General features: G+C 69.6%; 10 protein-coding genes and 1 pseudogene. 7 read left to right on the top strand and 4 right to left on the bottom strand.

The annotated features are described in order from the left end of the window. The first annotated feature begins 39 nt into the window (after positions 1–39). Entirely contained in the window at positions 40–1,521 is a 1,482-nt protein-coding gene (locus Q0967_RS17445; protein ID WP_367181616.1) for an HAD-IIB family hydrolase, read from the top strand. Between the two features lie 44 nt (positions 1,522–1,565). On the opposite strand, the pseudogene Q0967_RS17440 reads toward Q0967_RS17445, so the two are convergent. Continuing rightward, a pseudogene (locus Q0967_RS17440) lies at positions 1,566–2,015 on the bottom strand (sugar phosphate nucleotidyltransferase); the annotation flags it as partial. A gap of 51 nt (positions 2,016–2,066) precedes the next feature. On the opposite strand from Q0967_RS17440, the gene Q0967_RS09760 reads away from it, so the two are divergent. The 6 genes from Q0967_RS09760 to Q0967_RS09735 all read left to right on the top strand — a co-directional run bounded on the left by Q0967_RS09760 (position 2,067) and on the right by Q0967_RS09735 (position 22,619). Then, positions 2,067–3,575, top strand: a complete 1,509-nt coding sequence (locus Q0967_RS09760) for an APC family permease (RefSeq protein ID WP_299449788.1) — start codon at positions 2,067–2,069, stop codon at positions 3,573–3,575. A gap of 713 nt (positions 3,576–4,288) precedes the next feature. Then, positions 4,289–14,404, top strand: coding sequence for a LamG-like jellyroll fold domain-containing protein (locus Q0967_RS09755; protein WP_299449786.1), 10,116 nt, complete (start codon positions 4,289–4,291; stop codon positions 14,402–14,404). A gap of 237 nt (positions 14,405–14,641) precedes the next feature. Then, entirely contained in the window at positions 14,642–16,342 is a 1,701-nt protein-coding gene (locus Q0967_RS09750; protein ID WP_299449784.1) for a glycosyltransferase, read from the top strand. Between the two features lie 71 nt (positions 16,343–16,413). Next, a complete protein-coding gene (gene wecC, locus Q0967_RS09745) occupies positions 16,414–17,664 on the top strand; it encodes a UDP-N-acetyl-D-mannosamine dehydrogenase (protein WP_299449782.1) in 1,251 nt (416 codons plus the stop codon). Beyond that, a complete protein-coding gene (locus Q0967_RS09740; protein ID WP_299449780.1) occupies positions 17,661–19,757 on the top strand; it encodes a glycosyltransferase family 4 protein in 2,097 nt (698 codons plus the stop codon). Before wecC ends, Q0967_RS09740 begins: the two co-directional genes overlap by 4 nt. 3 nt (positions 19,758–19,760) lie before the next feature. After that, positions 19,761–22,619, top strand: a complete 2,859-nt coding sequence (locus Q0967_RS09735) for a heparinase II/III family protein (protein ID WP_299449778.1) — start codon at positions 19,761–19,763, stop codon at positions 22,617–22,619. On the opposite strand, the gene Q0967_RS09730 is transcribed toward Q0967_RS09735, so the two are convergent. Genes Q0967_RS09730 through Q0967_RS09720 form a run of 3 tightly spaced genes read right to left on the bottom strand, consistent with a single transcriptional unit; the run spans position 22,594 to position 26,063 of the window. Continuing rightward, positions 22,594–24,342 carry a DUF6270 domain-containing protein gene (locus Q0967_RS09730; protein WP_299449777.1) on the bottom strand — a complete coding sequence of 583 codons (1,749 nt, stop codon included), beginning with the start codon at positions 24,340–24,342 and terminating at the stop codon, positions 22,594–22,596. The two genes, Q0967_RS09735 and Q0967_RS09730, sit on opposite strands and share 26 nt — an antisense overlap. 1 nt (position 24,343) lies before the next feature. Beyond that, positions 24,344–25,213 (bottom strand): ABC transporter ATP-binding protein, encoded by an 870-nt coding sequence (locus Q0967_RS09725; RefSeq protein WP_299449775.1) that lies wholly within the window; start codon positions 25,211–25,213, stop codon positions 24,344–24,346. Further along, positions 25,206–26,063 carry an ABC transporter permease gene (locus Q0967_RS09720; protein ID WP_299449773.1) on the bottom strand — a complete coding sequence of 286 codons (858 nt, stop codon included), beginning with the start codon at positions 26,061–26,063 and terminating at the stop codon, positions 25,206–25,208. Before Q0967_RS09720 ends, Q0967_RS09725 begins: the two co-directional genes overlap by 8 nt. Positions 26,064–26,076 lie beyond the last annotated feature (13 nt).

The raw sequence follows: 26,076 nt of genomic DNA, 5'->3' as shown, positions 1-26,076 counted from the left end.
CGAGAGCCGTCTGCGCTAGGGTCATCACCCTGTGGCCTGGTGCTGAACCAGGGTCTTCGAGGTAGCGACAAGGTCGGGGAGAGCCAGGTGTCCATCGTGGAGGTTCGCGCGGTCGCTTTCGACCTGGACGACACTCTCGCCCCGTCAAAGTCCCTGGTGCCGTCGCGGACGGTGGCGCTCCTGGGCGAGCTGCTGGACGAGCTTCCTGTCTGTGTGATCTCCGGTGGCCGGTTCGCGCAGTTTCGGGACCAGCTGCTCTCGCAGCTCTCAGAACGTCATCGCCTGTCCGCCCTGCACCTGATGCCCACCTGCGGCACCCGTTACTACAGGTGGAACCCCGATGGTGCTGACTGGAAGCTCGTCTACGGCCGCGACATGTCCAAGGCTCAGCGGCGGCTCGTCATCGACGCCGTGGAACGTGCTGCACGCGACCTCGGTCTCTGGGAGCCCGACCACCGGGTGAGCGGTGACCGGATCGAGGACCGGGGCTCTCAGGTGACGTACTCGGCACTCGGACAGCAGGCGGGGGTCGCGGAGAAGAAGGCGTGGGACCCGAAGGGGGCGAAGCGAGCGGCATTGGCCGAGCGGCTCGTGGAGATGCTGCCCGACCTCGAGGTCCGGGCCGGCGGCTCCACGTCCATCGACATCACGGAGCGAGGTGTGGACAAGGCCTACGGCATACGACAACTCGCCGAGTCTCTCGACATCGATATGAAGGAGATCTTCTTCGTCGGCGACAGGCTTGAGCCTGGCGGCAACGACTACCCGGTCAGAGCGCTGGGCGTGCAGACCCGGCAGGTGGCGGACCATGTCGAGACTGTCGAGGTGATCGAGGACCTGCTCCGAGGGCTGCGCGGAGGCCCAGCATCGAGGTGGGCGTTCCCGACCTGGGCCTCGCCCCTAGATGAGGTCCTCGCGGCCCATGCCGCGCAGAAGGTCGACGACGGACCCGACCTGCTGGGCCTGATCGGGGGTGGTCAGCAGGAGCGCGTCGGGGGTGTCGACCGCGATGACCTCCTGCAGGCCGAGCGACACGACCAGCCGATCGCCGTGGGGAGCGATGAAGCCCGTCGAACCGAGCGCCATCACAGCGTCCTGATTACCCAGGACCCGCACCGACGGGTTGGACCCGTGCGGGCTCGTCCGGCCTGCCAGCGAGGCGAAGTCGCCCACGTCATCCCACCCGCACTCAGCGGGGACGACGGCCACGCGACGATCCCTGGCAGCGGGCTCCGCGACCGCGTGATCGATGGCGATGCTCGGAGTCTGCGCCCAGTGTGCCTCCAAGGAGTCCGGGTTCTGGGCGATGTCTCGAAGGACCCTGGCCATCTCGGGGTCGCTCGCGGCCAGCAGGTCCAGCAGGACCGTGGCGCCCACGACGAAGATGCCGGCGTTCCACAGGTGGCGGCCACCACGGAGGTAGGCCGCGGCCAGGTCCGCCGCTGGCTTCTCGCGAAGGCCCCGACCTGGCGCACCTCCGTCGCTCCAGGCAGGTCGAGGGGAGGCCCGACCTCGATGTAGCCGAAGCCGGTGGCGGCCCGGGTCGGCGAGATCCCGAGGGTGACGAGGTAGCCGTGCCCGGCCGCCTCGTGCGCCGCTCGGACGCACGCATGGAAGGTGGCCACGTCGTCGACGATGTGGTCGGCCGGGAACGCGCCCAGGACGGCGTCAGGGTTCTCCCGCTCGAGCATGGCGGCGGCGAGCCCGATCGCGGGCATGGAGTTGCGGGGGGACGGCTCGACCACGAGCGGACGCCGGTCCGCGTCCTCGATCTCGCCCGCGACGAGGTTGGCATGCCGGCGACCGGTGACCACCAGGACGTCCGCGCCCGACAGCGGCCGGACCCGATCCACGGTGTCGCGGAGCATCGACTGGCCGGTTCCGGCCAGGTCGAGCAGGTATTTCGGCCGGTGCGCCCGTGACAGGGGCCACAGACGAGTCCCCGTGCCGCCGGCGGGGATCACTGCGGTGAAATCGGCCAAGTGGTCTTGTCTGCCACGTGGATTGGCACGCATTGGCCCACCATGAGGGTTCGGTGACCCACGGCGTGGCTACACTCCCGAGTCGTGACTCGATCACCGGAGGCGCCCTCGGGCAGACAAGAGCTGCGGAAGACTCTCAAGCCTCAGTGGGTGTGGGCGGTGGCCCTGGGCTCGGCCATCGGGTGGGGTGCCTTCGTCCTCCCGCAGGACCTCCTGGGCCAGGCTGGCCCGCTGGGGGCGAGCCTGGGGCTCGTCATCGGCGGCGCGCTCATGTGCGTCATCGCGGTCAGCTACGGGCTGCTCATCCGGCACTTTCCGGTGAGCGGCGGCGAGTACGCCTACGCCTACACGTTCTTCGGTCGCACCCACGCCTTCGTCGCGGGGTGGGCGCTGGTCCTCGGCTACATCTCGATCATCGCGCTCAACGCCTCGGCGCTGGCGCTGCTCTTCCGCCGGTTGCTGCCGGCGGTCGTGGAGTGGGTGCCGTTGTGGGAGGTCGTGGGTTGGCAGGTCTACCTCGGTGAGGTCGTCGTCGCGTCTGCGGCGCTGGTCCTGTTCGCGCTCCTCAACGCGCGCGGCGGCACACTGTCGGGCCGGGTGCAGTATGCCTTCTGCCTCGTCATGCTGGCCGCGGTCGCGTGTATCCTCGTCGCGACGTGGCTGCACCCCGACACGCCGCTGTCCAACCTGGAGCCTGGCTTCCCCGAGGGCGTGTCACCGCTCGCGGCCATCCTGATGATCGTCGCCATCGCTCCATGGGCCTACGTCGGCTTCGACAACGTCCCCCAGGCGGCCGAGGAGTTCGACTTCTCCCCGACCAAGGCCTTCGGTCTCATCGTGCTGGCCATCGTGTCCGCCGCCGGGATCTACGTCGCGATGGTGGTGGCCACCGCGGTCGCGCAGCCGTGGCCGCAGATGGTCGCGGACGCGCCGGCCTGGGGCACCGCCGACGGTCTGGAGAGGCTCTTCGGTCCCGTCGGGTTGGTCCTGCTCGCTATCGCCGTGGTCATGGGGGTCTCGACCGGCCTCAACGGCTTCTACGTCTCCGCGAGCCGGTTGCTCTTCGCCATGGGGCGGGCCACGGTGCTCCCGCCGTTCTTCGCGAGGGTCAACGGGGCGGGTGCCCCCGGCAACGCCGTGTGGTTCGCGGCCGGACTGTGCCTCGTCGCGCCGCTCTTCGGCCGCGAGGCGCTGCTCTGGGTGGTCGACATGACCTCCGTCGGCGTCACCGTCGCCTACACCTACACCTGCCTCGCGGCATACCGGCTCTGGGAGTGGTCCGGCAGCGATGTGGGTGACCCGGACACCCGCTCCACCGCCCGCAAGGTGCTCAGCGGTCTCGGGGTCCTCACCGGGCTGCTCTTCCTCGGGCTCCTGCTGCTGCCGGGCTCCCCGGCGCAGCTGAGCACGCCGTCGTGGGTGGCGCTCGGCATCTGGGTGGCCCTGGGCGTCGTGTTCTACCTCGTGCGGCTGCCGGCCAGCCGACAGGTGGACGACGACGAGATGCGTCACCTCGTGCTCGGGGAGCACGCCGGCTACCGGTCGTCGCAGCCCCGCCGGCCCGGTGTGGGGGGCTCGGACCAGCCCGAGTAGGGGGCTCGCCGAGGGCCTCCATCGTCGGCGTCCCCGGGATCGTCGTTTCAGTCGCACGAATGTCGTGCTGACGAACATTGAACATTTGACCAACGGCAGGGTGTTCGTTCGGCCTCGGGGCGCCACTCGTCATCAGCCGTCGTCCCCATGGTCACTCGTTTCGCCCAACGCGTGGCCGTCCACGTTTCCACTCTTCGAGCACCACCTGACCCGTGCGTCGTGCACCGCGTCGATACCCCTCTGACCTGCGAAGAAACACGCCTCGGTTCAACCCTTGTCCAGACGTGCCCGTGTGGCGCAGTGGCTCATGAGCGCGCCCCGCTGCCCTCGCGGTGCCGGACAAAGCCGTTGTGGCTCACCCTCCTGGGTGAGGACTATGCGATACCTAAACTTTTTCTTGACCAGTTCCAGACTGACTCTTTACTTGTTCTATACCTTGTGCTTCGATGACTCGAGTCACAGGCTGACGCGGGCCCGTCCGCGTCGAGCAGCCGCGCCGTCCTGGGTGTGACGACGCTCGAAGGGGAGCTCATGTACGTGGAAGTCACTCTCGCTCGCCTGCGGGTGCGCCCAGACCGCACCAGCTCTCCTCGCTCCGCCGATCGGCGCACTCCGTGCTGAACGACGTGCCAGACCTGCCCCCCCGCTCTCTCGGCCGCACCGCGCGCGGCCACTCCCTCGCTCTCTCATCTCACGACACCAAGGGGAACCCCGTGAACGTTCAGGCCGCCTTCGGTCGCCACCTCGTCGCCGTGCTGTCCGTCTTCGCCCTCCTGCTGGCCTATCTGGTCACCACGGCCCGGCCGGCGGAGTCGCTGGAAGAGCCCGACCCGGACGTGGCTCTGGGGCAGTCGGTGGGGTTCTCGGGTGATGACGACGTGGTGGTGCCGGGGGTGTCCTCCGAGCTGGTGGGCGACTCGACGTGGGAGGTGTGGGTCAAGCCTGAGGACTTCGACAGCCGGCGGGTGCTGATGGGTACGGCGTACTCGGGTGAGGGCGTGATGACCCTGGAGCCGACCGGTCTGGTGAAGTTCTACCAGGGCCCGGCCGGCGGGAACGCCAAGCCGTACACGGCTCTGCAGTCGGGCGCCCCTCTGCGGGTGGGGGAGTGGAACCACGTGGTGGTCACGCGTGCGGGCTCCACGGTGTGGATGTTCCTGAACGGGAGCCTCGACTCCCGAAAGACGATGTCGGTGCAGCCCTCGGCTTCGGAACTCCCGCTGCGGATCGGGGACGGGTACCTGTCCGGGATCGTCGGCGACATGGACGAGGTCGCGGTGTACGACCGCGCGCTGTCCGCTTTCGATGTGCTCGAGCACTACGAGGCCATCGCCGGGGGCGATGACGAGGGCTATGGGTCCTTGGTTGCCGACGACGGTCCGCTGGGGCACTGGCGGATGGACGAGAACGGGGGGACGGTCGCAGTCGACGAGACCGGGACGTTCCCGGGTGAGTACCGCGGCACCCCGACCTTCGCTCAGCCCGGCGCCCTTGCAAGCCTGCCGGGCGAGCCGGAGGTGACTCTGGGTCAGTCGGTGGGGTTCTCGGGTGATGACGACGTGGTGGTGCCGGGGGTGGCCTCCGAGCTCGTGGGGGACTCGACGTGGGAGGTGTGGGTCAAGCCCGAGGACCTGGACAGCCGGCGGGTGCTGATGGGCACGGCGTACTCGGGTGAGGGCGTGGTGACCCTGGAGGTCGGGGGGCAGGTGAAGTTCTACCAGGGCCCGGCCGGCGGCAACGCGAAGCCGTACACGGCGCTGCTGTCCTCCTCGTCCTTGCAGGTGGGCGAGTGGAACCACGTGGTGGTCACGCGTGCGGGCTCCACGGTGTGGATGTTCCTGGACGGGCGGTTGGACTCGCGCAAGACGATGTCGGAGGAGCCCTCTGCCTCGGCGTTCCCGTTGCGCATCGGCGACGGGTACCTGTCCGGGATCGACGGCGACATGGACGAGGTCGCGGTCTACGACCGTGCACTGTCCGCTGCCGACGTGGCCGCGCACTACGACCTGATCGCGGGAGGTGACCACGCCGGATACGGCGCGAAGGTGTCCGAGGACGGGCCCCTCGGCCACTGGCGGATGGACGAGAACGGCGGGACGGTCGCGGTCGACGAGACCGGGACGTTCGCGGGCCAGTACCGCGGGACCCCGGCCTTCGCCCAGCCCGGTGCCAGCGCGAGCCTGCCGGGTGAGCCGGACGTGGCTCTGGGGCAGTCGGTGGGGTTCTCGGGTGATGACGACGTGGTGGTGCCGGGGGTGTCCTCCGAGCTGGTGGGCGACTCGACGTGGGAGGTGTGGGTCAAGCCTGAGGACTTCGACAGCCGGCGGGTGGTGATGGGTACGGCGTACTCGGGTGAGGGCGTGATGACCCTGGAGCCGACCGGTCTGGTGAAGTTCTACCAGGGCCCGGCCGGCGGGAACGCCAAGCCGTACACGGCTCTGCAGTCGGGCGCCCCTCTGCGGGTGGGGGAGTGGAACCACGTGGTGGTCACGCGTGCGGGGTCCACGGTGTGGATGTTCCTGGACGGGGCCCTCGACTCGCGTAAGACGATGTCGGTGCAGCCCTCGACCTCGATCTTCCCGCTGCGGATCGGGGACGGGTACCTGTCCGGGATCGTCGGCGACATGGACGAGGTCGCGGTGTACGACCGGGCGCTGTCCGCTGCCGACGTGGCCGCGCACTACGACCTGATCGCTGCGGGTGACCACGCCGGATACGGCACGAAGGTGTCCGGGGACGGGCCTGTCGGCCACTGGCGGATGGACGAGGTCGGTGGCGCTGTCGCGGTGGACGAGACCGGGACCTTCCCGGGTCAGTACCGCGGCACCCCGGACTACGGTCAGCCCGGCGCCGCTCTCGGCGAGCCTGCGGACACGACGGCTCCGGCCGTGCCGTCCGGGCTGGTTGCGACTGCCGGTGACGGACAGGTCGAGCTGACCTGGGACGCGAACACGGAGGACGACCTGGCCGGCTATAACGTGTACCGCTCGCAGTCCACCGGTGTGGACGCGGAGCGGTCGCCGGTCAACACCGAGCTGGTCGCGGCCGGGACCGAGTCGTTCGTCGACTCCGGGGTCACCAACGGCACCGAGTACTTCTACGTGATCACGGCGGTCGACTCCTCGGACAACGAGTCCGCGACCTCGGACGAGGTGACGGCCACCCCGGACGCCGAGCCGGTCGCGGGCTGCTCGCCGATCTCGACCCTCCCGTGCGTCGAGGTGGTCCTGGACGCGCCGGTCGGCTTCTCCTTCGACGGCACCGACGGTGGCCTGGCGGACCAGGCCGGTGAGGACATCGGCTTCACGATGGTCGACCCGCCCTCGGCGCGTCTGGACCTGGACGGTGACCCGAGCAACGCGGAGGTCCCGGGCTACGAGCCGGGCAACCTGGAGATCACCGACGGCGGCCTCACCATCGAGGCCACCCGAGGCATCCAGTACGCGGACAACGTCCAGTCCAGCAATACGAACTCCCTCATCAACGGGCTGGGTGTCGGCGTCGAGGCGGCCGGTGAGGTCACCACGGTCAGCACGACCGTCGTGGCCCCGGACTTCGACGGCACCGCCAACTCCGAGAAGGGCGGGCTGTGGTTCGGGCTGGACGAGGACAACCTGGTCAACCTCACCGTGCAGAACCAGACCGGCACCAACGTGCGGGTGCAGGTGCAGCGGGAGGTCGGTGGCAAGGTCGTCACCGCCACTGACGAGTTCAACAGCTCGGCGTTCGCCGAGGGCACGGACGTCGTCCTGACGATGACGCTGGACGACGCGGACAACACGGTCGTCGGCAGCTACCAGGTCGGCACCGGTTCGCCTGTCGAGCTGCCGGAGCTCACGGTCCCGCAGGAGTTCTTCGACGGCGAGCTGCTCGCCGACGAGGAGACCGGTCCTGCCAGCTATGCCGGCGTCTTCGCCACGAAGCGCGCCGAGACGACGAACGACCTGCTCCTGACCTTCGGTGACTTCGCCGTCACCCAGGGAGCGGATGCAGACACGACCGCTCCGGCGGCCCCCGCCGGACTCACCGCGACCGGCGGTGACGGCCAGGTCGAGCTGACCTGGGACGCCAACGGCGAGGACGACCTGGCCGGCTACAACGTGTACCGCTCCCAGTCCACCGGTGTGGACGAGCAGCGGTCGCCGGTCAACACCGAGCTGGTCGCGGCCGGGACGGAGTCGTTCGTCGACTCCGGGGTGACCAACGGCACCGAGTACTTCTACGTGGTGACCGCGGTCGACTCCTCGGACAACGAGTCGGAGGTCTCCGACGAGGTCACCGCCACCCCGGAGGCGCCCGTCCAGGCCGAGCCCTGCTCGCCGATCTCCACCCTCGTCTGCGCTGACGTGGTGCCGGAGCTGCCGGTGGAGCTGTCCTTCGACGGCACCGACGGTGGCCTGGAGGACCAGGCCGGTGAGGACGTCGGCTTCACCATGGTGGACCCGCCCTCGACGCGCCTCGCGGCTGACGGTGACCCCAGCATCCCTGGGGTCCCGGGCTACGAGCCGGGCAACCTGGAGATCGCCGACGGCGGCCTCACCATCGAGGCCACCCGAGGCATCCAGTACGCGGACAACGTCCAGTCCAGCAACACGAACTCCCTCATCAACGGGCTGGGTGTCGGTGTCGAGGCGGCCGGTGAGGTGACCACGGTCAGCACGACCGTCGAGGCCCCGGACTTCGACGGCACCGCGAACGCCGAGAAGGCTGGTCTGTGGTTCGGCCTGGACGAGGACAACCTGGTCAACCTGACCCTGCAGAACCAGGCCGGCACCAACGTGCGGGCCCAGTTCCAGCGGGAGATCGACGGGGTCGCCAACGGTGACGCCAACGAGATCAACGGCTCCTCGTTCCCCGAGGGCACGGACGTCGTCCTGACCATGGTGCTGGACGACGCGGACAACACGGTCATCGGCAGCTACCAGGTCGGCACCGCTGCGCCGGTCACCCTCGGCGAGTTCACCGTGCCGCAGGCCTTCTTCGACGGCGAGATCCTCGCCGACGATGAGACCGGTCCGGCCAGCTTCACCGGTGTCTTCGCGACCAAGCGGAACGAGGCGACGTCCGAGCTGTTCGTGACCTTCGGTGACTTCGCGGTCAGCCAGGCCGACCAGGGTGCACCGGTGGTCACCCTCAGCGGTGACCGGACCCTCTTCGAGGCACAGCAGACCCTCATCCCGGTCCGGGCGACCGACCCGCAGGGTGAGGGCGTCGAGGTCACGGTCACCGGTCTGCCCGACGGGTTGTCCTACGCAGACGGATCCATCTCGGGCACCGTGGCGCAGGGGGCGGCCGCCGACAGCCCGTACACCGTCGAGGTGACGGCGGACGACGGCACCGCCAGCGGCAGCGGGACCTTCGAGATCGAGGTCGTGGAGGACATCGCACTGGACATCAACTTCCAGCTGCCCACCGCGCCCACGCCCTCCGGCTACCTGGCCGACGGTGGAGCGGCCTACGGTGACCGCGGCAACGGCCTCAGCTACGGCTGGGTCGAGCAGGGCACCAGCACCCCGCTGAACATGTCGGCCAACGGTCGGGACCGCAACCGCGCCGGTATCGACCAGCTGCTCGACACCTTCATCCACATGCAGTACAACGACATCAGCGAGGTCTACAACGGCACGGCCAACTGCAGCACCAACCAGTGCACCGAGGGCGCCTGGGAGATCGCTCTTCCCGACGGCCTCTACGAGGTGACGCTGGCGGTGGGCGACCAGCCCAGCAGCGGGGTCTACGACTCGCTGCACGCCATCAATGTGGAGACCGGTGTGGCCATCCGTGAGTTCCAGGCCACGAGCAGCGACGAGTACGAAGAGGTGACCGCCTACGCCGGGGTCCAGGACGGCCGGCTGACCATCGACGCGGTCGGCGGCGCCAACTCCAAGATCAGCTACGTGGAGATCCGCAGCCTCGGCACGCAGCCGTTCGTGACCAACACGATCCCGGCCAACCGGGCGACCGATGCCGCGCTGACCACCTCGGTGTCGGCCTCGGTCGCGGTGCCCGGCACGGGTATCGGGGTCGACCCCTCGAGGTCCACCTCCCTCACGGACGACGCGGTCAAGCTCTTCGAGATCACCGAGGCCGGCGAGGTCGAGGTGGAGGGCAACCGTGGCTCGACGGGTGGGAACGACACCATCGCCTTCAGCCCGACCGCGCCGCTCGAGGCGGAGACCACCTACCGCTACGTCATCGACGGAGCGCTCGACGAGGCCGGCAACACCTTCGGGGCCTTCGAGTCGGTCTTCACGACCGGCGAGGCGGACGCGCCGGGCGGGAGCGGGGTGTTCGACCCCGTCGAGGACGTCAACTTCGAGAAGGTCCTGCTGCCCACCGCCTCCGGTGCGGCCAACGGCAAGTACTTCGCCTCCCTCGTGGTGCACGACGGCCACCTGTGGGCAACCACCATCGGCCAGGGCATGTTCCGCTACGAGATCCTCGAGGACGGCACCCTCGGGCCGGCCCAGGACCTCGGTGTCTTCGGCGGGCGCGCCTCGGTCGGCCTGGTCTTCGACGAGGAGGACCCGGACCTGGCATGGGTGACCCACGCGACCGCGAACCTCGGCAACGAGAGCGCACGGCTCGGGTCCAAGGTCTCCGTGGTGGACTTCAGCGACGTCGACAACCCCGTCGTCACCGACGTCATCACGAACCTCCCGCGATCGGCCAAGGACCACCTGTCCAACTCGCTGGCCTACGGCCCCTCCGGCGACGGTGGTGACCCGTGGATGTACTTCCTCCAGGGGTCCAACCAGGCCGCGGGAGACGTCGACAGCGGATGGGGCAACCGCGGGGAGACCCAGCTGACCGCCGCGCTCCTGCGCTTCGACCCGCAGGACGCCCTGGCCACCGCCCGGGCGAACGGGCCGATCAACGTGGCCACCGAGGAGGTCGGCGGGAGCTACGACCCGTTCGCCGACGACGCTCCGCTGGAGATCTACGCCACCGGTATCCGGAACGCCTACGACCTGATCTGGCACTCCAACGGCAGCATCTACGTGCCGACCAACGGCACCGCCGGTGGCGGCAACAGCCCGGGTGTGACGGTCAACGGCGGCACCATGACCATGACGAGCAACCAGCAGGCCGGGCAGAACGGCTACGGCAACGGCACCGACGTCACGGAGGAGTGCGCCACCCGCAGGATCGACGGCGAGCCCTACACGGGTGGGTCGGTGCCGGCGATCTCCAACCACCCCACCCAGCGCGACTTCCTCTTCGAGGTGGAGCAGGGTGGCTACTACGGGCACCCGAACCCCACGCGGTGCGAATGGGTGCTCAACAACGGGGGCGACCCCGAGGGTGCCGGCTCGGGCGGGAGCAAGTACCCGGCCAGCCAGGACCCCGACGAGAACTACCGCGGCTGGGCCTACGACTTCGACTTCAACAAGTCGCCCAACGGGGTCATCGAGTACACGTCCAACACCTTCGGCGGTCAGCTCCAGGGCCGGATGATGGTCGTCCGGTTCAGCGGCAACGACGACCTGCTCACCATGCAGGTCGACTCCGACGGCACCGTCCTGGGCGCGCAGCCCGGCACGGACATCCCCGGCTTCACCGGGTATGCCGACCCGCTGGACGTCATCGAGGACACGTCGGTCCACGAGGGCAACCTCTACATCAACCAGTACAACCGCGGTGGCGAGCCGCAGGAGCTCTACCTGCTGCGCGTCCCGGACGGTCAGACGGCCTCGTCCATATCGACCGACGTCGACGAGCTGGTCATGTCGGCCACGCTCAACACCCAGCAGCCGACCGACACGGCCCAGGTGACCGTGACCAACAACGGCAGCGAGCCGGTGGAGATCACGGCTGCGGTCGAGGGCACCCACGCCGGCCAGTTCTCGGCCCCGTCTCCGGGGACCCTCGCCGCAGGTGAGGACACGGAGCTCACCGTGACCTTCGACCCCAGCGGCAGCGTGCAGGTCAAGTCGGCACAGCTGGTGCTGTCCACGCAGGACGGCGACAGCGAGACGGTCGACCTGCGGGGCCTGGCCTTCCAGGGGCAGGAGGGTGGCAACGAGCCGCCGTTCCAGCTGGTCATCGACGCCCTCGGCTACGGCATCTCTGCCGGGTGGACCAACCTGGCCGGCGGCATGGACCCGGCGGCCAAGGGCGACGAGGTCCTGGAGCCGCTGTTCCAGCGGGCCGGTGACGGCCCGGTCACCATGACCCCGGTGGCGGCGTTCGCGCCGCAGGAGAACCTGCCCTTCGGGTGGTACGCCGCAGCCGAGGGCGACGTCAGCCTCAACGAGGTCGGGTCGATCGCCAACGGTCAGCTCCAGACGCTCAACCCGGCGCTGGGCTCCGGCGGCACGTCCTTCGACCCCGGGACGGAGGTGTTCGGGCTCTACTACGACTCCAACACCTTCAACCGGGTCGGCTACACCGAGGACGGTCGCAACGACGCCGGCGGCCTGCACCGCGCGCGGATCTACCCGCTCTCGGGCGACCGGTTCCTCGTGGCCTTCGAGGACGCCTCCAACGGTGACTACCAGGACTACGTCTTCGTCATCGACAACGTCGTCCCCGCCGGTGACGTCGTGGAGCCGCCGCCGGCCGACGATGCGCTGAGGTTCAACTTCCAGTCCGAGACGGCGCCGGTGCCCGACGGGTACCTGCGTGACTTCGGCCAGGCGTACGGACCCCGCTCCGGCGCCAACCAGGGCAGCGACCTCACCTACGGGTGGGTGGATGACGAGACCCTGGAGCCGCTGACGCTCGTCGGCAACGGTCGCGACCGCGACAGCAACGACGACCAGCGGCTGGACACCCTCATGCACATGGACCTGCCCCCGGACAGTGACGGCGGGGTCCTGCTGGACGGTTCCTGGCAGGTCGCGGTGCCCGACGGCACGTACGAGGTCACGGTGGCCGTGGGCGACCCCAACCGCGGCAGCGCTCCCGAGGTGCACACCATCAACGTCGAGGGCGCCAAGGCCGTCGACGCCTTCGGGAACTCCACCGCCGCGAACGGGTCCGACGCCCGTCACGAGGTGGCGACGGTGGCCGTCGAGGTGCTCGACGGCGCCCTGACGGTCGACCAGCTCGGCGGGACCAACACCAAGATCAACTACGTCGAGGTGGTCCCGATGGACGGCCCGGTCACCCAGACGGTGGCGCAGGTCAACTTCCAGCCCGCGGCCGTCACCACCCCCACGGGGTGGACGGCCGACACGGGCGCCTTGTTCACCGAGGACCGTGGCTACGGCTGGGTGCGTACCGAGGGCGGAGCGGCGAAGACGGCCGACACCCGCAACCGGACCTCCGAGTCGAACGTGCTGGAGGCGACGACCATCCTCGTGGACGACGCCGAGGTCGCGGCGGTGGTCGACGGCGAGTGGGAGTATGCCCTCGCCGACGGCGAGTACACGGTGGAGGTGTCCGTCGGTGACGCCGACTACAGCGACTCGACGCACGGCATCACCGCGGAGGGCGAGTCCGTCATCGACGGCTTCGTCCCGAACGGGCTCGGTGACTACGGCACCGGGAGTGCGACGGTCGAGGTCTCGGACGGCGCGCTGACGCTCGCCTCCGACGGCACGAACACCAAGCTGCAGTGGGTGCGGATCACCTCGACCGCGGAGGGTGACGTCGTGCCGCCGCAGGTTGCGGTCGCCCTGGACGGCGAGGGCGAGGGCGGCACCTACACGGGGTCGGTCACCGTCACGGTCACGGCGACGGACCGGACCCTGGAGTTCGTCGACTACAGCGTGGACGGTGCCCCGGAGCTCAACTACACCGCTCCGTTCGAGGTCTCCGGCTCCGGCAACCACGAGGTGGTCGTCACGGCCGTGGACGGTGCGGGCAACACCACGACCCGGACCGTGACGTTCACCATCGTCGAGCTCGCGGACGGCGACCTCACCCTCACCAACCCGGAGGCGGCACCGTTCAACGACCGTCTCGTGATGAGTCGGATCCAGTCGACCACCAGCAACCCGGCGACCGCCGACACCGCTCTGGTCAACGTGGGCAACAACGGGTCGGAGCCGGTCGTGGTCTCGGCGCTGGACATCGTCGACCCGGACGACTTCGAGCTGGTCAACCCGCCCGCGCTCCCGGCGACCATCGCCGTCGGTGGCACGCTCCCGGTGACCGTCCGCTTCATCGGGACCGGCTCGGGGCAGAACACCAACTTCGAGTCCGCGATGCTCATCCGCCACAACGGCAGTGACGGGCCGACCAGCACGGTCGAGCTCGGTGCCATCTGGCAGTCGCAGAGCGAGGGAGGCAACGAGCCGAACGTCGCCGAGATCATCGAGGCGTACGGGCCGGGCACCACCATCGTCGGACCCGGTCAGCAGCTCAACAACCAGGGGCGGCTGGAGGCCATCGGCGACGAGGTCCTCTCGGCCACCTGGAAGCGGCTGGACACGTCGAAGCCGGCCACCGTGCGACAGCTCGCGGCGTACCACACGTGCTGCAGCAACACGGCGACCTTCGGCACGCACCCCGTCGGCAGCAAGGGGACGTGGCAGAACCAGCTGACCCACAACGGTCAGTGGGCCCAGACCCTGCGTCCGCGGATCAACGGGTCGTCCACCAACCCGGCCTACCGGACGTTCACCCCGACCCAGTCGACCTTCAGCTGGAGGATCGACCCCGAGTCGAGCGACTGGCGGCTCAACAACACCTCACCGGACAGCTGCGGTACGGGCAACGACGGGTGCCAGCTCGGTCACCACGTCCGCATCTGGCCGGTGGAGGACCGGGACGGCACAGCCATCCCCGGGTCGTACTTCGTGGTGATGGACTACTCCGGCATCAACTACGACTTCAACGACAACGTCTACCTCGTCACGAACGTCGCCCCTGCCGACTGACTGACCGGGGTACCGACGATGCCGGCCGGCCACCGCACAGACGGTGACCGGCCGGCATCGCCTATGGTCGGCAGCGTGAATGTCCGGTCCATCCGCACGCAGCTGTGGCATCTTCGGCACGGTGGCCTCCCCGCCTGGAGACGCCACCGCGCACGTCGCCACCTGCCCAGGCCACCGGGGGAGTCGAGGCAGGCTGCCGAGCCCGATCAGGGCCTCCCACAGGTCCGCGAGTGGACGTTGCCCGTCCGGAGCCCCCGTCGCGAGCTGAGGGTCGGTCTGGTCGCCGACGAGTTCACCGAGCTGTGTCTGAGGTGGGAGTGGGACCAGACCCTCCTGACCCCCGAGAGCTGGCGCGAGCAGGTCCGGGGGCTGGAGCTCCTCTTCGTCGAGTCGGCGTGGAACGGCAACGGGGGTGCGTGGAAGTACCAGCTGACCGGCTCGAAGGCACCGAGCCAACCACTGCGCGAGCTGGTCGCCCACTGCCAGGAGCAGGGGATCCCCACGGTCTTCTGGAACAAGGAGGACCCGGTCCACTTCGACGACTTCCTGGCGACGGCGGCGCTGTTCGACTGGGTCCTCACCAGTGACGCCGAGACCGTCCCCGCCTACCGGTCGAGGCTGGGGCACGAGCGGGTGGCGCCGATGGCGTTCGCAGCGGCGTCATGGATCCACAACCCCGTGCGTCCTCAGGGGTCCGCGGCACGGGACATCGCCTTCGCGGGGATGTACTACACGCACCGGTTCCCGGAGCGACGAGCGCAGATGGACCTGCTGCTCGGTGCGGCGGCAGCGGTCTCCCACCGGATGAGGCACGGCCTCGAGATCTTCTCGCGCTTCCACGGCGGGGACGAGCGGTACCAGTTCCCGTCCGTCTTCGCCGACCGCGTCGTGGGCTCGCTGACCTACCTGCAGATGCTCTCGGCCTACCGGGAGTTCAAGGTCTTCCTCAACGTCAGCTCGGTGCCGCAGAGCGCCACCATGTGCCCTCGGCGCATCTTCGAGATCAGCGCGTGCGGGACTCCTGTCGTGTCGACGCCCACCCCCGCCATCGAGTCGTACTTCGACGCCGAGGAGATGGTGACGGTCAGCGAGCCGCAGGAGGCGCAGTTCCAGCTCCGGGCGCTGGTGGGCAACGACGAGTGGCGGGAGCGGCTGGGGCACCGGGCGGCACGGAAGGTGTTGAGCGAGCACACCTACTCCCACCGGGTGGACGAGGTCCTGGAGCACGTCGGTCTCGTCGAACACCGACGCCCATCCCCGAGCGTGAGTGTCATCTGCTCCACCCACCGCCCCGGGCAGCTGGATCACGTGCTGGCCACGGTGGCGGCCCAGCGCGAGGTGGAGCCGCAGCTGGTGCTCGTCACCCACGGCTTCGAGCCACCTGCCGACCTGGCCCGTCGGGCCGAGGACCACGGCGTCCGGTCCCCGGTCGTGCTCCAGGTCGCCCAGGAGCGCAGCCTCGGCGCGTGCCTGAACGCGGCGGTGGCTCGCGCCGACGGGGACATCGTCGCCAAGATGGACGACGACGACCTCTACGGCCCCGCCTACCTGGCGGACCAGGTCCGGGCGCTGGACTTCTCCGGCGCCGACGTGGTGGGCAAACGGGCCCACCACGTTCTGCTCACCGGTCATGACGTGCTCCTGGTCCGATTCGGCTACTACGAGCACCGGTTCACCGATCTCGTCATGGGTCCCACCCTGCTGGGACGCCGGGAGATCTTCCAGGAGCTGACCTTCGGCGACCGGAACACCGGTGAGGACACCGACTTCCTGCAGCGCGTCCTCGCGCGTCGGGGCACCATCTACGCCAGCGACCGCTACAACTTCATCCAGGTGAGACAGACCGAGGGGCACACGTGGCAGGCCTCGGACGCCGAGCTGCTCGCCAACGGCCGGGTCGTCGCCTTCGGCGCTGGAGTTGACCATGTCTTTACCTGAGGAGCACGGGGACCGCCCGGCCCTTCTGTAGAGTTCAACGGTCCCAGTCACAACTGAGAGGTCCCTTCTCCATGTCCCAGAGCGTCGCCGTCATCGGCCTCGGGTATATCGGCCTACCGACCGCCGCGATCCTCGCCAGTCACGGATACCGGGTGCTGGGTGTCGACGTGAGTGACAAGCACGTCGACGCGGTGAACGCCGGTCGCATCCCCTTCGTGGAACCCGACCTGGGGACGCACGTCGCGGGAACCGTCAGCCAGGGCCTCCTCACGGCTCAGAAGGACACGCCCAAGGCGGACGTCTACATCATCGCGGTCCCGACGCCCTTCGCCGAGGGTCATGAGGCGGACCTGAGCTACATCGACGCCGCGACCGACGCGCTGCTGCCGCAGCTGGAGGGCGGCGAGCTCGTCATCCTCGAGTCGACCTCGCCTCCCGGGGCGACCCAGCACCTGGCCGACCGCATCACCGCAGCGCGACCCGAGCTCACGACGGACGACGCGGGGGGCGAGCGCAACGTCGACGTGGCCCACTGCCCGGAGCGGGTGCTCCCGGGCCGCGTGATGGTCGAGCTGGTCGAGAACGACCGGATCGTCGGGGGCCTCACCCCGCGCGCCGCCGAACGGGCCAAGGAGCTGTACTCGAGCTTCTGCCACGGTGAGATCTACCTGACCGACGCGGTGACCGCCGAGATGGCCAAGCTGACCGAGAACTCCTTCCGCGACGTCAACATCGCCTTCGCGAACGAGCTCTCGATCATCGCCGAGAAGGTCGGCATCGACGTCTTCGAGCTCATCGAGCTGGCCAACAAGCACCCCCGCGTCAACATCCTGCAGCCCGGTCCGGGCGTGGGTGGGCACTGCATCGCCGTCGACCCGTGGTTCATCGTCTCCGCCGTCCCGGAGCAGGCCAGGCTCATCCGCACCGCGCGAGAGGTCAACGACAGCAAGCCGGAGTACGTCGTGGAGCAGGTGGCGGCGCACGTCGAGGGCCTGCAGGCCCCCACCGTCGCCGCGCTGGGGCTGGCCTTCAAGCCGGACATCGACGACATGCGGGAGTCGCCGGCCCTCGACATCACCCGCAACCTGGCCGAGCGGCTGCCGGCAGCGACGGTGCTCGCCGTCGAGCCGAACGTGGAGGCGCTCCCCCCGCGTCTCGCCGATCAGTCGAACGTCGAGCTCACGCCCCTGAAGGATGCCCTCGACCGGGCGGACGTCGTCGTGCTCCTCGTGGACCACAAGGAGTTCAAGGAGCTCGACGGCCCCGGACGCCAGGTGCCCGTCGTCGACACCAGGGGTGCCTGGCGGACGGCAGGGGCATGAGCGCTCTCGTCGGGGCCACGGCGCCGACCAACGCCCCGGAAGGGCTGCGGGCCGCCCGCGCCGAGGCCACGGCGCTGTGGGAGGCGGGTCGGAAGGAAGAGTCCCTCGAGATGCTGCGCCGAGCGCGCGTCGAGCTGGGCGGAGACTCGTGGACGAGCTTCGCCTACGGCACCCGTGCGCTCGCGTTGGGTCACGGCTGGGCTGCGCGCGAGGCGTTGCACGACGCGGTCGACCACGACCCGTCCAACCTCGACGCCCTCGAGTTCTACATCGAGGTCGAGGCGAAGCACCCCGGGCCCGCCGGCGCCCTCACCCGGGTCCTCGACGCCCTGGCCGACGCCCTGCCGCTCCGGGAGGGCGTCGACCGTGAGGCGCTGGCCTTCCTCATCCCGAGCATGAAGAGCCAGCGGATCGGCGGGGCGATCCGGGGCCTGGACCTCTCGGACGACCCGGTGGCCCGTCTGTCCAGCCACCTGGTCGGTGCCAGCCCCGAGATCTGGGACGACCTGTGCGCCACCGCTGACCCGGCGGTCGCCACGCAGGCACGACTGACGGTGCTGCTGAGTCGCGGAACCTATGGCGCGGCCAACGAGATCCTGGCCGAGACCGACCCGACGACCGTGCCGGTCCGAGCCCTGCGTGTCGCGATCCGACGCGAGCTCCGCCGCGGACGCACCACCCAGGCCGTCCGCCTGCTAATGCCCTACCGCAGGGTGCGGCCCGACGACGCGTGGTCCCGCGACAAGCTGCGCGAGCTCACCGCGGTCAAGCCGTTGTCGCACTACCAGCTCGCCACCAAGGGTTTCCCGTTCCGTCGTGCCGCAGGTGAGCCCGCCTACGACCCTGACCTGTCGACCTCCCTCTACTGCCTGCACAACTCGCTCCCGCACCACTCGGCGGGATACGCGACCCGCACCCACGGTCTGCTGCGGGGAGTTCGCGCCGAGGGTTGGAACGTGCAGGGTGTCACTCGGTTGGGCTACCCGTACGACATGCCCGGCCAGGACGATCTCGGCGACATCGCCCCTCGGATCGAGGTCGACGACGTCCCCTACCACCGACTGAGCCACTCGCCGGGCATCGAGAAGAAGAACCCCATCCAGCCCTACGTCGAGCGCTACGTCGACGCGCTGAGCGGGCTGGCCCGGCGCGAGCGTCCCTTCGTGCTGCACGCCGCCTCGAACCACTGGAACGGGCTGAGCGTCGTGGAGTGCGGCCGTCGGCTCGGTATCCCGTCGGTGTACGAGGTGCGTGGTCTGTGGGAGGTCACCCGTGGCTCTCGTGACCCCGACTGGATGAGTGGCGGCATGTTCCGCTACATGGCGCGGATGGAGGCCGACGCCGCGCGTGGCGCGACCAGGGTGCTGACCATCACCCAGGCCCTCGCGGACGAGCTCGTCAACCGTGGCGTGGAGGACGACAAGATCTCAGTCGTCCCCAACGGTGTCGACACCTCGCGGTTCGTGCCACGGCCTCGGGACGAGGAGCTCGCCCGGCGTCTGGGCGTGCAGGGCAGGACCGTCGTCGGGTACGTCGGCTCGATCCTCGACTACGAAGGCCTCGACCTGCTCATCGACGCGGCTGCCACGCTGAAGGCCGAGCGTTCCGACGTCGCCTTCCTCTTCGTGGGTGACGGGGCGGAGCTCGTGCAGTTCCGTGAGCGTGTCGAGGCGGAGAACCTCGGTGACGTGGTCATCTTCACCGGCCGGGTCCCGCACCACGAGGTGGAGGACTACTACTCCCTGGTGGACATCTGTCCGTTCCCGCGCCTCCCGCTGCCCGTGTGCGAGATGGTCTCCCCCCTGAAGCCCTTCGAGGCGATGGCGATGGGCAAGGCGGTCGTCGCCTCGGACGTCGCGGCTCTCGCCGAGATCGTGACCGAGGGCGAGAACGGGCTCCTGCACCGCAAGGGAGATGCCGAGTCCCTGACCGCCGTCATCCGAGACCTCCTCGAGCACCCGGAGCGCCGTCAGCGCCTGGGCGAGCAGGCGCTCGCCTGGGTCCGGAGAGAGCGCGACTGGGGATCCCTCGCAGGACGAGTGAGCGAGCTGTATACGTCGCTCGGCGGATCGGCTACCCGCCGGGGGAGCTGACCGATGACGGGGTCGCACACGCACATCGACGTGGAGGTCTGCCGGCGCCAGTCCTTCGGGGCCGGTTTCGAGCGAACGGCGCGGGACCGCCGGCTGGCGGACGACCTCCTGAGGGGATCGGTGACCATGAGTCCCCACCCGGAGTGGCAGGTCCCCACGGTCGTCGACTGGGCGGCCGATCCGTTCACGCAGCGCAACTGGCGGGCCCAGCTGCACATGCTTCGCTGGCTCGACCCCCTGCGCCGGGTCGCGCTCGACGGGGACGACGAGGCAAGGGCCCTCTGGTGGGAGCACGTCCGCGGGTGGCTGACGAGCGATCACTCCCACATCCGGGAGTTCGCGTGGATGGACATGATCGACGGGGTCCGGGCCAAGGCCCTCGTCCTCGGGTTTCCCCTCGTGCCGGAAGCTGAGCGAGGGCGCTATGTCGAGGCCCTGCGCGACCACGGGAGCTGGCTCTCGGACACGGCCAACCGGGGGCACTCGAACCACGCGCTCCACCAGCTGATCGGTCTGTTCCTCGTCGGACGCCTTCTACGCGAGGAAGCCTGGTGGCAGCAGGCGGTCCAGGAGCTCGACGAGCTCTTCCTGGAGCAGTACGACGAGGAGGGCATCAACGCCGAGGGAGCGTTGGCGTACCACCTCCTCAACTACCGCTGGTGGAAGAGCACGCTCGAGGTCCTGGAGGTGGAGGGCTGCTCGCTCGGGGAGTCGACGCGTCGCCTCGAGCTGGCGCGCCTCGGCATCGTGCACGCCACCCGCCCGGACGGGCTGATGGAGATGATCGGAGACACCGCGCGGACCCCGATGCGCGACCGCGACTCGCCAGAGATGACGTACACGGCGACCGCCGGCGCCGAAGGTTCACCTCCCGCCGAGGTGTTCCGTGCCTACGCCGCGGGATATGTCTTCGGCCGCTCCGGCTGGGGCGCCCTGGAGACGGACTACGCCGACGAGACCTTTTACTCGGTGGCTCACGGAACCGGCGTGAAGGTCCATGGGCACGACGAGGCAGGGGCCGTCACCTACTACACCCGCGGTCGGCCGTGGATCGTGGATGCGGGCAAGTACGCCTACGTGCGCGACCCTTTCCGGGCCTACTTCAACAGCCGCGCCGCACACAACGTCGTGACGCTGCGGGGTGAGCGCCGCGACAAGGATGCGACCGTCAGCGTCGTTCGGGCGCACCACGGGCCGGAGGCCGACGACATCGCCCTGCTGGACACGGGGTACCCGGGGGTGCGGATCAGGCGTCGCATCGTCTTCCACCGTCCCACGGAGGCCCTGGTCGTCATCGATGCCGTCCAGGCCGACCGGGAGGTGCAGGCCGTCCAGCAATGGCAGATCGGCAAGCAGGTCGAGACCACTGCCGTCCGGGCCGGTTTCCGGCTCGCGTCGGGGGACCGCTCGGTCCGGTTGCTCTGGTCCGGCAGCCTTCCCGAGTGGGAGCTGCGCAGCGGAGAGAAGGACCCGATCGCGGGGTGGGTCTCCGAGACCTGGATGGAGGCGCAGGCTGCGACCCAGGTGCTCGCGACCAAGTCCGGCAAGGCCTTCCGCTTCGTCACCATCCTGGCCCCCGAGAAGCATGACGACCTGGCTGTCGAGAAGTCGGTGACCTTGCCTGCTGGTGTCGGCCTGGTGCTGCGGCAGGGGGGCCGCACCCATTCCTTCAGCATCAACCGGGACGGCGTGCGTCCGGGGTTGGTGGCAGATGCCGACCCCGAGGATCGGGCAGCTCGGCAGAGAGCTCTGTGGCAGCCCTTCATCGAGGTCGAGAGGCCGCAGGAGGTTGCCGACCTCCCGTTGGGCACTCTGCTCGCCCTGGCGCGGGAGGAGGTCAGCCGTAGCGGGAGCGAGAGCGTGCGCGGTGCGTGGGCCGGTGCTCTGGTGGACCGCATCCCTGCCTCACGAGGGTTGGGCGGCGCTGAGGATGCCCTCGTCGCCGGGCTGATCGACGTGGTCGGCCCCACCCTGTGGCCGAAGGTGCGCACCCTGCTGGGCGAGCGCTCACCTCGGCGGCTCCCGGCGCTGGGGGTGCACAAGCGACCTGCACCCGCCAGTGGGTACGACCATCTGGTGCAACGCACGGAGGCGGACGCGTTGAGCGAGCTGGCCGGCGGGGCTGAGGGGCCAGTGATGGGGAGCAGCCTGGCCGGTCCGCTCGTCATGCCCTGGGTCGCCCGGGCGGGAGAGGGTCAGACCCTGGTCGTGCGGCTGCACGGCGCCGTCAACCGCACGCGCCTGACTCTGCCCGTCCTCCCGGGGATGAGCTCGGCAGCCGGTCAGCCGCAGCCCTACCTCGTGCTGCAGGACCCGGCACTCGACCGGCGGGACGACTTGACCCTGGCATGGTTCGCGGGCTCTCCCGATGTCGACGGCCACGTGTGGTTGGCATCTCTGGTGGAGCAGGTCCGCCAGGCGCTCGGCTTGCGCGACGTCCTCGCCGTGGGCAGTTCGGGGGGCGGCTTCACGGCCCTCCATCTTTCTGCGCTGCTGCCACGGTCTGCGGCGCTGGCCTTCAACCCCCAGACCGACCTCCGCGCCTACCACCGCTCCTTCGCCGACCGGGCGGCCCTGGCTGTCCTCGGGATCCCCACCATGGCGGAGTCCGACGACGTGCGGGTCAGCGCCGTGGAGAGGTGGGAGAGGTCGAGGGTCCCGGGCGGGCCGAGGGCGCACATCGTGCTGAACACCCAGGACGAGCTGCACAAGACGCGTCATGTGCGACCCTTTACGGAGCGGGTCAGGGACAGGGGCCTGGGGACGGTCTCGGTGACCGAGATCGAGGGCGGGAAGGGCCACTTCGCGTTGCCCGCGACCGAGGTCACCTCGTGGATCAGGTGGAGGCTGGGCCGTCAGTGACTGCCGGGGCGGCCTCGAGGTACCCGAGACGCTCTCGCAGCTCGGCCAGCTCGTCAGCGGCCAGCTGCCTCAGATGTGGCGAGATCTCAACCGCTGGTCCGGCGTACTTGTTGCTGCCCCCACGGGCATCGACCTCGAGCGCCCGGGGCCCCTCGAGATCCACCCCGAGCGCCCGTCCGAGTCGGGAGATGGTGCCGGGGGCGTCGGCCCGCAGGTCCTCGTAACGCACGCTGGCGTCCGGGGTCGTCCCCTCGCCGCGCAAGTAGAATTTCTGCACGAAGTCGATGTTGCGTCGCAGGTAGGTCTCGTCGCTCTCCCCGGCGAAGTGCTGGGTGCGGTAGGCCTGCTTGCGGAAGGTGCGGGACAGGACCACGTCCAGCGGGTCGCGGGTGAGCAGCACCAGGCTCTTGGGAGCAGGCATGAGCTCGTGCTGGTGCCAGCCGCGGATGTGCGCGGTGTTGATCAAGGGGGCGTCCAGCAGGTCTGCCACCGGCCGGTTGGCCTGCAGCAGGTGCACCGCGTCCAGCAGAAGACCACGAGCCTCGTCGCCGAGCGATGCAGCGGCGGACGTCATGCCCGGCGGGAGGTACACCTCGCCGCAGGGGTTCATCCCACCCGCGTCGGCCATCATCTCCTGCAACCAGTGAGACCCGGCACCACCGGGGTTGACGACGAAGTAGGTCATGGGACGATCACCGGCCCGTGAGCGGGCCCAACGCAGCACGGCCACCTGGACCTCGTCCAGGTCACGCAGCGCATTGCGCGCCTGGAACTTCTCGAGCAGGCCCTGCTGACGCAGCGACATGTGGGAACGGTCCCCTGTCCACAGCGACGCAGGGTCGTGCACCAGGCTGCCCACGAGGTCCACGACGACCTCCTCCTCGCTCGGGGGTGCCGGGCTCTCCGCCGAGGTGGCCGCAGGGAGGTCTGCGTCCTTCCCGCGGACCTCGAGACGCACGCCCTCAGGTCGAGCTGCGGAAGGCTCTGCGGCATCGATCACCTGCCCAGCCAGCGAGCAGTACACGCTCTCCGTGTAGTGGAAGGGGGCGACGCCCCAGGGGTGGCCCGCGTCGGCAGCGACCTCGCCGACGTGGGCAGCGGCCACGTCGGTGACGCGCGTGGCCGTGCGGTGGTAGTCCCTGAAGAGCCGGTTGGCGCGATCGGGGTCCAGGCCGAAGGACGTGGGGACGGACTCGCCGTCGCTGGTCCGGGTCGCCCAGGCCGGAGCGAGCAGCAGGGTGCGCTCGCGCAGCCCCAGCTCGTCCAGGAGTGCGCGGAAGCGGCGCAGGGCGTGGAGGAAGAGCACCCGGTGACGCGCGGAGGCGAAAGCCACGAGGCGGGAGCTGTCGAGCTGGGCGTCCACGCCGGCCCGGATGCTGTCGACGGATCGCGTGCCCCAGGCGTGCGCCGTGGGGCGTGCGCCGACGCGCTCCAGACGGCGGAGCCCGACCCGCTCGTCGCACAGGTCCCACAGCAGCAGGTCGATGCCGTCGGCATGCTGCCTCAGCTGAGCCGGGAGCGAGCTCTCCCAGTCACCGACGATCATCCGTCGCTGGAACTCGGAGTCGGTGTCGATGGCGGGGACCCCCCGCGCGCTCGGCGGGGTGAAGGCGCTGATGAGGGACTGGCGGGCGACATAGCTCACCAGCTCGAAACCCTCGGGCAGCCGCTCGAAGGTGTCACGCGACACGCAGCTGCCGTAGATGAAGGTGCGGACGCTCATGTCAGGTGTTCTCTCTCTGGTCGCGAAGGCGGGCCACTTCGTCCACGGCGGCGTCGACCCCCGTGCGGGACTCCCGGGCCCGCCGGAGCAGCTGGTCCGCGACGGCATGCTCGCCCTTTGCCTGGTTCCACGCCCACCAACGGTAGGCCTCGGCGGTCTCCGGGGCGGGGCCGTCCTGGATCAGGACGCCCTCGTGCAGCCAGAGTGCCCGGCTGCAGGTCTCCTCGATCGTCTTGGCCGCGTGCGAGACCAGGAAGACCGTGCCAGCCCGCTCCCGCACCTCGTTCATGCGAGCCTCGGCGCGTTGCACCGAAGCGGCGTCGCCGGTGGAGAGCACCTCGTCGAGCAAGAGGATCTCCGGCTCGGCCGCCGCGGCGATGGCGAACCGCAGGCGCCCGCCCATACCGGAGGAGTAGGTGCGGATGGGGCGTCGGACGGCGTCGCCCAGACCGGCGATCTCCAGGACCTGCGGGAGCGTCTGGGCGACCTTCTCCGGCGTGAAGCCGAGCGCCAGGAGACCGAGCCGCGCGTTCTCGAGTCCGGTGAGATCCTGCTGGAGCGCCGCGTGCACTCCCAGGAGGACGGGCTGGGAGACAGATCGCACCTCGCCACTCGTGGGCTGGTCCAGCCCGGCGATGATGCGCAGGAGAGTGCTCTTCCCGGACCCGTTCGTGCCCACGATGCCGATCGACTCCCCGCCGTGGGCGACGAACGAGACCGAGCGCAGGGCGTGGACGGACAGGGTCGTCGCCGGCCGGAGGGCGCGGGTGACTCGTGCCCGAAGCGTCGTCGAAGACGTCTCGCGCCGTACGGGTGTCTCGAAGGTGCGGGCCACCGCGTCGACCAGGACGGTGGCCTGGGCCTCACTCATGGCCATACCCTTCCTCGCCCTGCCAGAAGTACCAGAAACCCAGCGCGGGGGTGATGGTCGCCCACACCAGCAGGAGCAGCCAGTGCTCCAGCGGGGGGACCGTGTCGTAGATCAGCACGTCCCGCGACATGTCCAGGACGATGAACATGGGGTTGTTCTGGAGGACGGCGAGCCATGGGCCGCGGTCCACGAAGCGGTCGATCGAGAAGAAGACGCCGGAGGCGTAGAACCAGAAGCGGGTCAGGAAGCTCACCAGGTGCCGGAGGTCCGGGATCGCCGCCCCCAGTCGCCCCGCGTAGAGCACCAGGCCGGCGACGAAGAGCGTGTGCAGACCGAAGATCGGCGGGAAGAGCAACCATGTCCAGGTGATGCTCGTCCCTGGCGGGACGGTGAGCAGCAGGAGCGCCATCGTCGCGAGCACCGGCGCCATCGAGAGGGTCTCACGGAGCAGCAACGACAAGGGGATCGCCGCCCGTGGGAAGGAGAAGGAGGTGATGAGTCCTCGGTTGGCACTCATCACGGTCATCCCCTGAGTGACACAGCTCGTCGTGTGTCGGAACAGGAAGATCCCGATGAGCAAGAACCCCGTGAAGTTGTCGATGCCTCGGTCCGTCTGCAGGACCAGGGCGAAGATGACGTAGTAGACGACGCCCTGCAGGATGGGGACGCCCACCAGCCAGAGGTTGCCCAGGAGCATGTCGCGGTTGCCGGAGTAGGCCTTGGCCCGCGAGTCGGCCACGATGAAGTGCCGCCGCTCCCACAGCTGTCGCAGGTACTCGCCCAGTCCCGGCCGCCGACCTACCGGCAGCAAGGGCCTGGCTACCGGGGTGCGCGGTCGTGTGCCTGTCATGTGAACGCGCGTG

Origin of the sequence: uncultured Serinicoccus sp., from assembly GCF_947500995.1 — a bacterium.
In the GTDB taxonomy this organism is placed as follows: Bacteria; Actinomycetota; Actinomycetes; order Actinomycetales; family Dermatophilaceae; genus Ornithinicoccus.
Note: the sequence above shows the minus strand (reverse complement) of the source record. Positions and strands in the feature narration are given on the sequence as shown.